Below are 13367 nucleotides of genomic sequence, written 5' to 3'. Positions count from 1 at the left end.
GGGTTGCCGACCGCCGTGGCCGCGGCCCCGGCGAGCGCGCTGTCCTTCCTGGCCTGGTCCAACGGCCCCAGCAGGTCCTCGACGGCCGGCGGCTTGGGCGTCGTCTTGCCGCAGGCCGATGCGACCACCCCCAGCGCGGCCAGAGCCACGCCACCTGCGAGCACGCCTCGCCTGTTGGTGACGGGTATCGCGCTGGGCACAAGCAACATCCTGCCATCAGCGGGCACCGCCGAGATGGCGGGCACGACGGGCGAGACACGAGCACGCCCGATGCGCGATTCCTGGCGTATCGTTGATAGCTGGCTCCCGTGGCGCGGCCACCGCCGGATGCTTCGCGGGCCACCGGAGTCGCTCCCCGGCCAGGGGCGGTGACATCCACCAGATGACCGGACAACTCAAGATGAGGAGCTCGCCGTGACCACCGGGCTACCTTCGCAGACGCAGGTGATCGAGCTACTCGGTGGAGAGTTCGCGCGCGCCGGCTACGAGATCGAAGACGTGGTCATCGACGCTCGCACGCGCCCGCCGCGGATCACCGTGGTCGCCGACGGCGACGATCCTCCCGACCTGGACACCATCGCCGCGCTTTCGCGGTCGGCGTCGACTTTGCTGGACGGCCTCGGCGACATCGCCGACCGCTACGTGCTCGAGGTCAGCTCCCCCGGCGTGGAGCGGCCGCTGACCAGCGCCAAACACTTTCGCCGTGCGCGCGGCCGCAAGGTCGAGATCGCGCTGACCGACGGGTCCGCGTTGACCGGTCGTGTCGGCGAGACCCGCGACGATGCGATCGCGTTCGTGGTCCGCGACGGCAGGGGTTGGGCCGTGCGCCGCGTCCCGCTCGCTGACATCGTCAAAGCCGTTGTGCAGGTGGAGTTTTCGCCACCAGCGGCGGCGGAGCTGGAACTGGCGGAGCTGACCGAGGCGGGCCGGGGCGCCGGGGGAGTCGCCGGGGGAGAGGAGCGGCGCTGATGAACATCGACATGGGCGCGCTGCACGCGATCGAGGTGGATCGGGGCATCTCGGTCACCGAGCTGTTGGAGACCATCAAGTCCGCGCTGCTCACCGCCTATCGGCACACCGAGGGCCACCAGGAGGACGCGCGCATCGAGATCGACCGCAAGACCGGGGCCGTTCAGGTGATGGCGCGCGAGACCGACGAGGACGGCAACGTCATCAGCGAGTGGGACGACACCCCGGAGGGCTTCGGCCGCATCGCGGCGACGACCGCCCGCCAGGTGATGCTGCAGCGATTCCGCGACGCGGAGAACGAGCGGACCTACGGGGAGTTCTCCACCCGCGAGGGCGAGATCGTCGGCGGCGTGATCCAGCGCGACAGCCGGGCCAACGCGCGCGGCCTGGTCGTCGTGCGGATGGGCAGCGAGACCAAGGCATCGGAGGGCGTCATCCCAGCGGCCGAGCAAGTGCCCGGCGAAAGCTACGAACACGGCAACCGGGTGCGCTGCTACGTGATCGGCGTGACCCGCGGTGCCCGCGAGCCGCTGATCACGCTGTCGCGCACCCACCCCAACCTGGTGCGGAAGCTGTTCGCGCTGGAAGTGCCCGAGATCGCCGAGGGATCGGTCGAGATCGTCGCGGTGGCGCGCGAGGCCGGGCATCGCTCGAAGATCGCGGTGAAGTCCAACGTCCCCGGGCTGAACGCGAAGGGGGCCTGCATCGGCCCGATGGGGCAGCGGGTGCGCAACGTGATGAGCGAGCTGTCCGGGGAGAAGATCGACATCATCGACTACGACGAGGACCCGGCCCGGTTCGTCGCCAACGCGCTGTCGCCGGCCAAGGTGGTGTCGGTGTCGATCATCGACCAGGCCGGCCGCGCCGCCCGCGTCGTCGTGCCGGACTTCCAGCTGTCGCTGGCCATCGGCAAGGAGGGCCAGAACGCGCGGCTGGCCGCCCGGCTCACCGGGTGGCGCATCGACATCCGCGGTGACTCACCGCACGCCGAGGGCCAGCCGGAACACGGCGCGAGCCACGGCATGGCCCGCGAGGGATAGCCCGGTCGCACCGGCCCGCGGTGGCGCGGGCCGGGTGGTTCGGACCATCGGTCGGGTGACGCTAGACTGAGCCGTGATCCAGCGCGAGCCTTCGGTCTCCCTTACCAGCTGGGCGCACAGACACCCGGGTGGACCGGTGCGGACGTGCGTGGGGTGCCGAAAGCGAGAGTTGGCCGCCGAACTGCTTCGAGTGGTGGCTGTGTCGACGGGGAACGGCGGACACGCCGTGATCGTTGACGCGGGCAGTAGCCTGCCGGGGCGAGGTGCATGGCTGCACCCCGCACCGGGGTGCGTGCACCAGGCGATTCGGCGGCGTGCCTTCGCGCGAGCGCTGCGCATCACCGGTTCACCGGACACCTCCGCGGTGGTCGAGCACGTCGAGTCACGAGGCGCGCGCGATCACCCGGCAACAGAACAGGTAGCAAAGAACATGAGCACACCGTGAAGTCCCGGCGGCGCGCCCCGGCGCGGCCGCAAGTCCAAGCGGCAGAAGCGCCAGGAATACGACTCGATGCAGGCGCCCGTCGTCGGCGGCGTCCGGCTGCCGCACGGCAACGGCGAGACCATCCGGCTGGCGCGCGGCGCGTCGCTCTCCGACTTCGCCGAGAAGATCGACGCCAACCCCGCCGCGCTGGTGCAGGCGCTGTTCAACCTCGGCGAGATGGTGACGGCCACGCAGTCGGTCGGCGACGAGACGCTCGAACTGCTCGGCGGCGAGATGAACTACAACGTCCAGGTCGTCAGCCCCGAGGACGAGGACCGCGAGCTGCTGGAGTCCTTCGACCTGACCTACGGCGAGGACGAGGGCGGCGAGGACGACCTGGAGGTCCGCCCGCCGGTGGTGACCGTGATGGGTCACGTCGACCACGGTAAGACCCGCCTGCTGGACACCATCCGCAACGCCAGCGTCCGCGAGGGCGAGGCCGGCGGCATCACCCAGCACATCGGCGCCTACCAGGTGACCGTGGAGCACGACGGCATCGTCCGCCCGATCACCTTCATCGACACCCCGGGTCACGAGGCGTTCACCGCCATGCGTGCCCGCGGCGCCAAGGCCACCGACATCGCCATCCTGGTGGTCGCCGCCGACGACGGCGTCATGCCGCAGACCGTGGAGGCGATCAACCACGCGCAGGCGGCCGACGTGCCGATCGTGGTGGCGGTCAACAAGATCGACAAGGAGGGCGCCGACCCGCAGAAGATCCGCGGGCAGCTCACCGAATACGGCCTCGTCGCCGAAGATTTCGGTGGCGACACGATGTTCGTGGACATCTCCGCCAAGGAGGGCACCAACATCGAGGCGCTCGAGGAGGCGGTCCTGCTGACCGCCGACGCCGCGCTGGACCTGCGGGCCAACCCCGACATGGAGGCCCAGGGCGTGGCGATCGAGGCCCACCTGGACCGCGGCCGCGGCCCGGTGGCCACGGTGCTGGTGCAGCGCGGCACGCTGCGCGTGGGGGACTCGGTGGTCGCCGGGGACGCCTACGGCCGGGTGCGCCGCATGGTCGACGAGCACGGCGAGGACGTCGAGGAGGCGCTGCCGTCGCGACCGGTGCAGGTGATCGGCTTCACCTCGGTGCCCGGCGCCGGCGACAACTTCCTCGTCGTCGACGAGGACCGCATCGCCCGCCAGATCGCCGACCGGCGCAGCGCCCGCAAGCGCAACGCGCTGGCCGCGCGTTCCCGCAAGCGGATCAGCCTGGAGGACCTGGACTCGGCGCTGAAGGAAACCAGCCAGCTGAACCTGATCCTCAAGGGCGACAACGCCGGTACGGTCGAGGCGCTCGAGGAGGCCCTGATGGGCATCCAGGTCGACGACGAGGTGGCCCTGCGGGTCATCGACCGTGGCGTCGGCGGGATCACCGAGACCAACGTCAACCTGGCGTCGGCATCGGACGCGGTGATCATCGGGTTCAACGTGCGCGCCGAGGGTAAGGCCACCGAGCTGGCCAACCGCGAGGGCGTGGAGATCCGCTACTACTCGGTGATCTACCAGGCCATCGACGAGATCGAGAAGGCCCTGCGCGGCAACGAAGCGCTGGACTCCCTGGCGCAGCCGTCGGTCCTCAGCTGACCCGGCGAGGCTCTAGGCCGAGCCCACCCATTCTTCGGTTCCGTCATCGAAGAACTGGTGCTTCCCCACCGGCTCGGCGCGCTGAGCGATCTGTGCCCGCCGGGCCGGCCGCTGCTGGTGATCGACCACCACGCCAGCAACGAGATGTTCGGGACCGCGAACTTCATCGACGTGTCGGCGGACTCCACGACATTGCTGGTCGCCGAGATCCTCGACGCCTGGGGCGAGCGGATCACCGCCGACGTCGCGCACTGCATCTACGCCGGGCTGATGATGGACACCGGGTCGTTCCGCTGGGCGAGCGCCCGCGGGCTGCGGCTGGCGGCCCGGCTGGTCGATGCGGGCGTGGACAACGCGGCGGTCAGCCGCGCCCTGATGGACAGTCACCCGTTCGGGTGGCTGCCGCTGTTGTCGCGGGTGCTCGCCTCCGCCCAGTTGCTGCCCGACGCGGCCGGCGGCCGCGGGCTGGTGTACGCGGTCGTCGAGAATCGCGACTTTGTCGCGTCGCGCCCCGAAGAGGTCGAGAGCATCGTCGACATCGTGCGCACCACGCAGCAGGCGGAGGTCGCGGCCGTCTTCAAGGAGGTCGGGCCGAGGGAGTGGTCGGTGTCGATGCGGGCCAAGGCCGACGTCGACCTGGCGTCGGTCGCCTCGACGTTCGGTGGCGGCGGGCATCGGCTCGCCGCCGGCTACTCGACCAGCGGCCCGATCGACGACGCCGTGGCCTCGCTGCGCGCGGCCCTGGGCTGAGCGCCCGTCAGAAGGACCAGCTTCCCGAGCGCTGCACCACGAACCCGTGCTCCCCGCTGGTGGTGTCCAGGCAGGCGAGGAGATTGTCGGCGCCCACCGCGCATGTCACGTTGAGGTAGGAAACCTTCTGGCCGGCGCCCAGGACCTTGCCGCCCGACGGCAGGGCGGCGGGATTGCCGTCGCAGCCGCCGTAGGACATTCGGGCCAGTTCGTAGCCGGGCCCCTTGAAGCTGGCCACCCCGACCACGCAGTCGCCCGGCCTCAAGCGGGCCGCGCCGGGGAAGGGCAGGTCGTCCATGCCGGGCATGTCGCCGGTGCACTTGATGTCCTGCGAGGGCTGCGGCGGGGGAGCCGCGCCGCCGTAGAAGTCGCACACCAGCGCGGACGGGGTGGAGAAGCTGATGCGCGGCGAGCCGCCCGGTTGTGGGGCCGTGACGTAGCCGTCGGCCGGTACGGCGGTGAAGCCGTCGAGGTTGGGGAACCCCGGCGGCGGCTGCGCGGCGACGGGCGGAGCGAGCGTGGTGACCGCCGCCGCCAGGCTCAGCGCGGCGACAAGCCGCGTGGCCGGGCCCACGACCGCACGCATCGTTGCCTCCAGACCTCGCGCCGCTGTTGCAGGGATCTTGTCACAGCATCGGGCTAGCGCACCTGCGCCCGCCCGCGCTGCAGCACGGCGTCGCGGTTGGCGGCGATGTCGTCGCCGGAGGTCCGGAACTGCCGGGCCGCCATCGCCTCCAGCCAGAGCCCGCCGCTGGTCTGCGTGTCGTCGATGCGGTGATAGGAGGCCAGCAGCGCCCGCACCGCCCCCTGGTTGTTGCCGACGATCGACGCCGCGACCCGCCGGGCCGCGGCCAGCAGCTGGTCGTGCGGCACCACCTCGGTGACCAGCCCGGCGCGCAGCGCGTCGGCGGCCGACAGGTAGTCGCCGGTGAGGCTCATCCGCCGGGCGAGGCCGACGCCGACCTTCTGCGGCAACCGCACGGTCAGGCCCCAGGTCGGCAGCAGCCCCACCCGCGCGTGGGTGTCGGCGAAGCGCGCCTGCTCCGAGGCGATGAGGACGTCGCAGTACAGCGCCAACTCGAGGCCGCCGGTGACGGCGGCGCCGTTGATCGCGCCGATCACCGGCTTGGTCATCGCCGGCCACCGCGGCGAGATGTCGGGCAGCGCCGTCCGGCCGCCCAGCTCCTTGAGGTCCAGGCCCGCGCAGAACACCGGGTCGGCGCCGGTGACGATGACGACGTCGACGTCGTCGTCGGTGTCGGCCTCGGTGAGCGCCGCGAAGAACTGATCCCGCAGCGCCGAGGACAGCGCGTTGCGGGACTGCGGCCGGTTGAGGGTCAGGGTGCGCACCCGCTCGTCGGTGTCAATCAGCAGGATCTCGTCGGTCATAGGGCAACCGTAGTCAGCGCAGGCGCTGCGGCTTCGAAGGGCGTCGCCGAGCCTGCGCTGAGAGCGTCGATGCACCGCAATTCTCTCCCCGGGCGCACGCTCGGCGCCCTGAGCGCAGGCTCGATGACGGTGATCGGTTCTCCGAGCCGCCTATCGTGGTTCCCATGTGCCGGAACATCACCGAACTGCGCGGCCTGCAGCCGGAGGCCACCCCCACCGAGATCGCGGCGGCGGCGCGCCAGTACGTGCGCAAGGTCAGCGGCATCGCGCGCCCGTCGGCCGCCCATGTCGACGCGTTCGAGGCGGCGGTCGCCGAGGTGACCGAGACGACGACGCGGTTGCTGGCCGCCCTCCCGCAGCGGCGCCAGCCGCCGAAGACCGTTCCGCCGCTGCGCCGGCCCGAGGTGATCGCGCGGATGGCCCGGTGACCCAACCCGCGCTCAAGGAGTGGAGCGCGGTGGTGCGCGCGCTGCTGGACGGCCGGCAGACGGTCCTGCTGCGCAAGGGCGGCATCGGGGAGAAGCGGTTCGAGGTGGAGGCCGGTGAGTTCCTGTTGTTCCCGACGGTCGCGCACAGCCACGCCGAGCGCGTCCGCCCGGAGCATCGCGCGCTGCTGGACATTGCGGCCGCCGACTGCACCGCCGAACACCTCACCGTCCGGGCCGCCGCGAAAGTCGTTGCGGCGCTGCGGGTCAACCGGCCCGACGGCCTCGCGGACATCGAGGACCTGCACATCTGGACCGCCGAGTCGGTGCGTGCGGACCGGCTGGACTTCCGGCCTAAGCACAAACTGGCCGTGCTGGTTGTGTCCGCCATGCCGTTGGCCGAGCCGGTGCGGGTGCCGCGGCTGCCCGAGTATGCCGGTTGCACGAGTTGGGTTCAGCTGCCGCTGCGAGCGACGCTGGGCCCACCGGTCCACGCCGAGGCGGCGCTAGCCGCGGTCGCCGACCGGGTCCGCGCCGCGGTCTGCTGACGGATCCAGCGGGCCCACCGGAAGCCGCAGCCGGGAGCGGCCGTAGCGCACGGTGTGGGTGGCCGGGGCCGACCGGCCCGCGGTGAGCGTCGGTTCGCCCATCCCCAGGTTGGGGGCGTACCGCGGGAACCAGGCGCCGGCGATCAGCAGCCGGATGTGTGATCCGGCGCGGAACCGGTGGGCCGTCCCGTCGAGTTCGATGCGCACCGTGCGGGTCGGCGCGCCGAGCCGCCGATAGCCGTCGCTGACGTTCCGCGACCGGCCCTTGGCGTCGACCTCGCTGACCCGGACGAAGAGGTCGACGTGCGGATTGTCGGAGCTGTGGGTCAGCTCGACGACCGGGCTCCCGTAGATGCACAGGTCGTGGGTCAGGGTGGGGCCGGTGAAGGCCAGCACGTCGCTTCGCTCCGCGAGCCGGCTGTCGTCGCGGTAGCCGCCCTCCGACGACAGCAGCGGGCCGCCGGTGGTGGGGGTGGGATCGGCGGGGTCGCAGCGAAACCGGGCCGGCGCCAACCCCTTCAGGCCCGCGGGCGCGGTGTCGCCCAGGTAGCCGCCGGGGCGCAGGTACAGCGAGCGTTCGGTGGTGGCGGGCGGCCAGTCGGGCAGGTCGCGCCAGCCCTGGCCGGTGACGTAGACGTGCACCGGGCTGGGCCGGCGCAGGTCGGCGCCGCCCAGGTGGGCGTCGAGCCAGTCCAGCGATTCCCGGGCGCTGGTGGCCAGCCCCTTGGTCAGCAGCTGGTTGTGGGTCCAGGGGCCGACGCTGAGCGCGACGTCGACGTCGCGGTCGCGAAGGTGCCGGTATTGGCGCAGGGTTTGCTTGATGAAGATGTCCTGCCAACCGCCGATCAGCAACACCGGCACCCGCACGCCGTCCAGCGCCCCGGTGAAGCGCATCCGGTCCCAGAAAGAATCGTCGATGTCGGGGTGTTCGACCCACGACTCGAACCACGGCGCGCCCGCGCCGAGCAGCGCCCGGGCCGAGGTGCCCAGCGGCACCGCGGCGGCCGCCTCGGCCACCCGTCGGCGGGACCGTAGCTGGCGCAGCGCGAGCCGGATGCGCCCGGGGTCCTCCTGGTGGCCGACCAGATCGCTCCAGCCGAGGAAGTCATTGATCGTGAAAGCTCCCGTGCCCCAGACGGATTCGGCGAAATCGTGGGGGCCGGCGGTGATCACGGCCGCGGCCAGTTCGGGCGGCGGATCGCTGAGCAGCGCCCACTGGGTGAATCCCAGGTAGGACACGCCGACCGTCGCGAACCGCCCGGTGAACCAGGGCTGTTCGCGCAGCCAGCTCACCGTGTCGGCGGCGTCGGCGGCCTCGTTGACCATCGGCTCGAACACCCCGCCGGACCCGAACGTGCCGCGCACGCTCTGCACCACGACGTGATAGCCCCGGGCCGCGAACAGCCTGGCGTACACGAGGGAGAACGGGAATCCGCGGCCGTAGGGTCCGCGAGCGAGCAGGGTGCCGGTGGGCGTGGGCGTGCGCGGCGTGTAGTGGTCGGACACCAGGCGGACCCCGTCGCGCATCGGCACGTCCACCCGGTCGACGGTGTACTCGGTGGTCGGCGCCGGCAACCCCAGGAGCCTGCCCAGGGCCTTGCCCCCGAGTCCCCTCCGGGCGGCCGGGGTGGGCCGCGCGGATCGCGCCGGGGCGGTACTCACTCAGCCCAAGTTACGGCCATCGGGCCCTAGAACTTGTAGTAGGACGCGAGGTCATTGGCCCGTTGCAGGTTGGTGGACATGCAGTCGACGTCGGGGTTGGAGTACACGGTCGAGAAGTACAGCGACTGCTGGATCAACCCGTAGCTCGTCTTGAACACCACCATGCAGGAGAAGTACCAGTAGCTGTTGTGGTAGGTGGGCTTGAGCACCCAGTACTGCGCGGCGCGGTGGCCCCCGATGGTGGTTTCGATGGCGTCGGCGGGCAGCGACTGCTCGTAGGTGCGCCAGATGATGGGCTCGACGGCCATCTGGTAGTTGCCGGCGTCGAAGTGGCAGCGCAGCCCGTCCTCGTGCTCGGGCGGGGTGAACGCCAGGCCGAGCCGCTGGATGACGTCGAACGGGATGTCCTCGCAGGCGTCGAACGGCCGGGGGTCGGTGGTCGCCACGATGGGGCTCTTCATCGTGGTCTCCATCGGTGCCGCGGTCGCCCGCAGCTCGACGGGACCGCTCGCACCCGGTGCGGGCGGGGCTGAACGCCCGCCGAGGAATCCCCCGGCGATCATCGCGGCCAGCGCGCCGAGGGCACCGATCAAGCGCACATTGGCCAACATCGACACCTCCCTACCCCGCCCGGGCGCGCTCGGCGGTCCCTGCCGGGAGTGTACAAGTCGCGTGGTCGGCGTCACAGCCCGATCCCGGTCGATAGGGTGGGTAATCGTGGCCAGAGGTGAACCGACGAACGGTGCGCAGCCCACGCTGTGGGCCGTCTCCGACCTGCACACCGGTCACCTGGGCAACAAGCCGGTGACCGAATCGCTGTACCCGGCCTCGCCGGAGGACTGGCTGATCGTCGCGGGCGACGTCGCCGAACGCACCGACGAGATCCGCTGGGCGCTCGACGTGCTGCGCCGCCGGTTCGCGAAGGTGATCTGGGTCCCGGGCAACCACGAGTTGTGGACCACCAACCGCGACCCGATGCAGATCTTCGGGAAGGCGCGCTACGACTACCTCGTCCACATGTGCGACGAGCTGGGCGTCATCACCCCCGAGCACCCCTTCCCGGTGTGGACCGAGCGCGGCGGCCCGGCCACGATCGTGCCGATGTTCCTGCTCTACGACTACAGCTTTCTGCCCGCGGGGGCCGCGTCCAAGGCCGAGGGCCTGACCATCGCGCGGGAACGCAACGTGGTGGCCACCGACGAGTTCCTGCTGTCCCCGGAGCCGTACCCCACCCGCGAGGCGTGGTGCCGCGAGCGGCTGGCGGCCACCCGCGCGCGCCTCGAACAGCTGGACTGGCTGACACCGACCGTGCTGGTGAACCACTTCCCCCTGGTGCGCGAGCCGTGCGACTCCCTGTTCTACCCGGAGTTCGCGATGTGGTGCGGCACCACCAAAACCGCCGATTGGCACACCCGCTACAACGCGGTGTGCTCGGTCTACGGCCACCTGCACATCCCGCGCACCACGTGGTACGACGACGTGCGCTTCGAGGAGGTCTCGGTCGGCTACCCGCGGGAGTGGCGGCGCCGCAAGCCGTTCACCTGGCTGCGCCAGGTGCTGCCCGACCCGCAGTACCCGGCGGGGTACCTCAACGACTTCGGCGGCCACTTCGTCATCACCCCGGAGATGCGGCAGCAGGCGGCCAAGTTCCGGGAACGGGTGCGGCAGCGGCAGGCCCGATGACCCCGGGCGCGCTGGTGTCGTCGGTGCTGCCGGCGACGCTGCTGGATTCGGGGGCCGACGACCTGGCCTTCGCCGAGTTGTATTCGGACCCTCCGGGCCTCGTGCCGATGCCCGAGGAGGAGCCGCTGATCGCCAAGTCGGTCGCCAAGCGGCGCAACGAGTTCATCACGGTCCGGCATTGCGCCCGTCAGGCGCTCGGCCGGCTCGGGGTGCCGCCCGCGCCGATCCTCAAGGGGGACAAGGGCGAACCGTGCTGGCCCGACGGTGTCGTGGGCAGCCTCACGCACTGCACGGGTTACCGCGGCGCGGTGGTGGGCCGGGCCGGCCCGGTGCGCTCGGTGGGCATCGACGCCGAACCGCACGACGTCCTGCCCGACGGCGTGCTGGGCGCGATCGCGCTCGACGAGGAACGCCACGAGATCGGCGCGCTGCCCGACGGCCTGCACTGGGACCGGATCCTGTTCTGCGCCAAGGAGGCAACCTACAAGGCGTGGTTTCCGCTGACCAAGCGCTGGCTGGGTTTCGAGGACGCCCACATCGTGTTCGACGTCGACCCGGCCGGCCGCGGGACCACCGGGGCGTTCGTCTCCAAGATCCTGGTCGACGGGGCCGCGCTGTCCGGTCCGCCGCTGAGCGCGCTGCGGGGCCGCTGGTCGGTCGACCGCGACCTGGTGCTAACCGCCATCGTCTTATGAGCGACGGGACGGGAACCGGCGCCGGGATAGTCGTCGTCGACAAGCCCGCCGGCATGACCAGTCACGACGTCGTCGCGCGGTGCCGGCGCCTGTTCTCCACCCGTCGGGTGGGCCACGCGGGAACGCTCGACCCGATGGCGACCGGCGTGCTGGTGGTCGGCGTCGGCCGGGCCACCAAGATCCTCGGCTTGCTTTCCGGGGCCTCGAAGTCGTACGCCGCGACCATCCGGCTGGGTCAGACCACCACCACCGAGGACGCCGAAGGCGAACTGCTGCAATCCGTCTCGGCCGAGCAGGTGACGGCCGGAGACATCGCGGCGGCGATGGCCGCGCTGCGCGGCGACATCGAGCAGGTGCCGTCGGCGGTCAGCGCGATCAAGGTCGACGGGCGCCGCGCCTACCGGTTGGTCCGCGAGGGTCACACCGTCGACCTGCAACCGCGCCCGGTCCGCATCGACCGGTTCGAGCTGCTTGCGGTGCGAGCCCACGACCGGCTCGTCGACTTCGACGTCGACGTCGACTGTTCGTCGGGGACCTACATCCGCGCGCTCGCCCGTGACCTGGGTGCCGCGCTCGGCGTGGGCGGGCACCTGACCGCGCTGCGGCGCACCCGCGTAGGGCGCTTCGCGCTGGCCGACGCGGTCCCGCTCGACGAGCTCGCCGAGCGGCCGCGGCTGACCTGGACCCTGGACGAGGCGTGCCTGCTGATGTTCGCGCGCCGCGAGCTCACCGCCGAGGAGGCCGAGGCGACCGGCCACGGACGCCCGCTGCCGGCGGCGGGGATCGAGGGCGTCTATGCCGCCGCCGACGCCGACGGCAGGGTGATCGCGCTGCTGCGCGACGAGGGCGCGCGGACCAAGTCGGTGGTTGTCATTCGCCCGGCGACGCTGGGGGAATAGTCTGAGCCGCATCAGTGGAGCCCGTCGGAGAGGTGCGCGTTATGTCCAACAAGGTTTATGTCGTCGGCGTCGGCATGACGAAGTTCGAGAAGCCGGGCCGCCGCGAGGGCTGGGACTACCCGGACATGGCGCGGGAGTCGGGGACCAAGGCGCTGGCGGACGCCGGCGTGGACTACCGCGAGGTCGAGCAGGGCTATGTCGGCTACGTGGCCGGCGACTCGACGTCGGGGCAGCGGGCGCTCTATGAGCTGGGCATGACCGGCATCCCGATCGTCAACGTCAACAACAACTGCTCGACCGGCTCGACGGCGCTGTTCCTGGCGGCCCAGGCGATCCGCGGCGGCCTAGCCGACTGCGCGCTGGCGCTGGGCTTCGAGAAGATGCAGCCCGGCGCGCTGGGCGGCGGCGCGTCCGACCGCGAATCGCCGATGGGACGCCACGTCAAGGCGATGGCCGAGATCGACGAGTTCGCAATGCCCGTGGCCCCCTGGATGTTCGGCGCCGCCGGCCGCGAGCACATGAAGCAGTACGGCACCACGGCCGAGCACTTCGCCAAGATCGGCTACAAGAACCACAAGCACTCCGTGAACAACCCGTACGCGCAGTTCCAGGAGTCCTACACCCTCGAGGACATCCTGGCCGCGCGGATGATCTCCGACCCGCTGACCAAGCTGCAGTGCTCGCCGACCTCCGACGGTTCGGGCGCCGCGGTCGTGGCCTCCGAGCGCTTCGTCGACCGCCACGGGCTGGCCGAGCAAGCGGTGGAGATCGTCGGCCAGGCCATGACCACCGACTTCGCGTCGACGTTCGACGGCAGCGCCAAAAACCTCATCGGTCACGACATGAATGTTCAAGCCGCGCAACGTGTTTACGATCAGAGTGGATTGGGCCCCGACGATTTCCAGGTCATCGAGCTGCACGACTGCTTCTCGGCCAACGAGCTGCTGCTCTACGAGGCGCTCGGCCTGTGCGGACCCGGCGAGGCGCCCAAGCTGATCGACAACGGCGACACCACCTACGGCGGGCGCTGGGTGGTCAACCCGTCGGGCGGCCTGATCTCCAAGGGGCACCCGCTGGGCGCGACCGGGCTGGCGCAGTGCGCCGAGCTGACCTGGCAACTGCGCGGCACCGCCGACAAGCGTCAGGTCGAGGGCGTCACCGCGGCGCTGCAACACAACATCGGGCTGGGTGGGGCCGCCGTCGTCACCGCCTACCAGCGCGCCGAACGCTGAG

At 71.2% G+C, this 13367-nt stretch carries 13 protein-coding genes and 3 pseudogenes; 11 read left to right on the top strand and 5 right to left on the bottom strand.

The genetic code is table 11. The annotated features are described in order from the left end of the window. Positions 1 to 209, bottom strand: a pseudogene (locus BN971_RS18935) (hypothetical protein); the annotation flags it as partial. A 205-nt stretch (positions 210 to 414) separates the two neighbouring features. Here BN971_RS18935 and rimP point away from each other — a divergent pair. The 5 genes and pseudogenes from rimP to BN971_RS18910 all read left to right on the top strand — a co-directional run. Next, entirely contained in the window at positions 415 to 969 is a 555-nt protein-coding gene (gene rimP / locus BN971_RS18930) for a ribosome maturation factor RimP (protein WP_085180842.1), read from the top strand. Continuing rightward, positions 969 to 2009, top strand: a complete 1041-nt coding sequence (nusA, locus tag BN971_RS18925; RefSeq protein WP_085180843.1) for a transcription termination factor NusA — start codon at positions 969 to 971, stop codon at positions 2007 to 2009. The genes rimP and nusA overlap by 1 nt, the downstream gene beginning before the upstream one ends. 73 nt (positions 2010 to 2082) lie before the next feature. After that, positions 2083 to 2454, top strand: coding sequence for a YlxR family protein (locus BN971_RS18920; protein WP_170322199.1), 372 nt, complete (start codon positions 2083 to 2085; stop codon positions 2452 to 2454). Positions 2455 to 2457: 3 nt separating this feature from the next. Then, positions 2458 to 4038: pseudogene (gene infB, locus BN971_RS18915) on the top strand (translation initiation factor IF-2); the annotation flags it as partial. Positions 4039 to 4152: 114 nt separating this feature from the next. Further along, positions 4153 to 4833: pseudogene (locus tag BN971_RS18910) on the top strand (DHH family phosphoesterase); the annotation flags it as partial. A gap of 7 nt (positions 4834 to 4840) precedes the next feature. Here the strand turns inward: BN971_RS18910 and BN971_RS18905 are convergent. Next, positions 4841 to 5419, bottom strand: coding sequence for a hypothetical protein (locus BN971_RS18905; RefSeq protein ID WP_085181348.1), 579 nt, complete (start codon positions 5417 to 5419; stop codon positions 4841 to 4843). A 53-nt stretch (positions 5420 to 5472) separates the two neighbouring features. Continuing rightward, complete coding sequence (locus BN971_RS18900; protein ID WP_085181347.1) at positions 5473 to 6222, bottom strand: enoyl-CoA hydratase; 750 nt, start codon at positions 6220 to 6222, stop codon at positions 5473 to 5475. 164 nt (positions 6223 to 6386) lie between these two features. Here BN971_RS18900 and BN971_RS18895 point away from each other — a divergent pair, with 164 nt between their 5' ends. Both BN971_RS18895 and BN971_RS18890 read left to right on the top strand, forming a co-directional pair. Further along, entirely contained in the window at positions 6387 to 6650 is a 264-nt protein-coding gene (locus BN971_RS18895; RefSeq protein ID WP_085181346.1) for a DUF2277 domain-containing protein, read from the top strand. Beyond that, a complete protein-coding gene (locus BN971_RS18890; protein WP_085181345.1) occupies positions 6647 to 7195 on the top strand; it encodes a DUF1802 family protein in 549 nt (182 codons plus the stop codon). Before BN971_RS18895 ends, BN971_RS18890 begins: the two co-directional genes overlap by 4 nt. Here the strand turns inward: BN971_RS18890 and BN971_RS18885 are convergent. Both BN971_RS18885 and BN971_RS18880 read right to left on the bottom strand, forming a co-directional pair. Continuing rightward, the gene (locus BN971_RS18885; RefSeq protein WP_085181344.1) at positions 7154 to 8857 is read right to left on the bottom strand and encodes a CocE/NonD family hydrolase; all 1704 of its coding nucleotides are present in this window, start codon (positions 8855 to 8857) and stop codon (positions 7154 to 7156) included. The genes BN971_RS18890 and BN971_RS18885 overlap by 42 nt on opposite strands. Before the next feature lie 26 nt (positions 8858 to 8883). Next, on the bottom strand, positions 8884 to 9468 hold the full coding sequence (locus tag BN971_RS18880; protein WP_085181381.1) for a DUF3558 domain-containing protein: 585 nt from the start codon (positions 9466 to 9468) through the stop codon (positions 8884 to 8886). Between the two features lie 106 nt (positions 9469 to 9574). On the opposite strand from BN971_RS18880, the gene BN971_RS18875 reads away from it, so the two are divergent. The 4 genes from BN971_RS18875 to BN971_RS18860 are packed head-to-tail and all read left to right on the top strand — an operon-like array spanning position 9575 to position 13366. Further along, the gene (locus BN971_RS18875; RefSeq protein WP_085181343.1) at positions 9575 to 10540 is read left to right on the top strand and encodes a metallophosphoesterase family protein; all 966 of its coding nucleotides are present in this window, start codon (positions 9575 to 9577) and stop codon (positions 10538 to 10540) included. After that, positions 10537 to 11235: a 4'-phosphopantetheinyl transferase PptT gene (gene pptT / locus BN971_RS18870; protein ID WP_085181342.1), complete on the top strand. Its 699-nt coding sequence runs from the start codon at positions 10537 to 10539 to the stop codon at positions 11233 to 11235. Before BN971_RS18875 ends, pptT begins: the two co-directional genes overlap by 4 nt. Then, the gene (gene truB, locus BN971_RS18865; protein ID WP_085181341.1) at positions 11232 to 12134 is read left to right on the top strand and encodes a tRNA pseudouridine(55) synthase TruB; all 903 of its coding nucleotides are present in this window, start codon (positions 11232 to 11234) and stop codon (positions 12132 to 12134) included. The genes pptT and truB overlap by 4 nt, the downstream gene beginning before the upstream one ends. Before the next feature lie 41 nt (positions 12135 to 12175). Then, entirely contained in the window at positions 12176 to 13366 is a 1191-nt protein-coding gene (locus tag BN971_RS18860; protein ID WP_085181340.1) for a lipid-transfer protein, read from the top strand. Position 13367: the final 1 nt, after the last annotated feature.

The sequence above is a fragment of the Mycobacterium bohemicum DSM 44277 genome (assembly GCF_001053185.1).
GTDB classification, from domain to species: Bacteria; Actinomycetota; Actinomycetes; order Mycobacteriales; family Mycobacteriaceae; genus Mycobacterium; species Mycobacterium bohemicum.
Note: the sequence above shows the minus strand (reverse complement) of the source record. Positions and strands in the feature narration are given on the sequence as shown.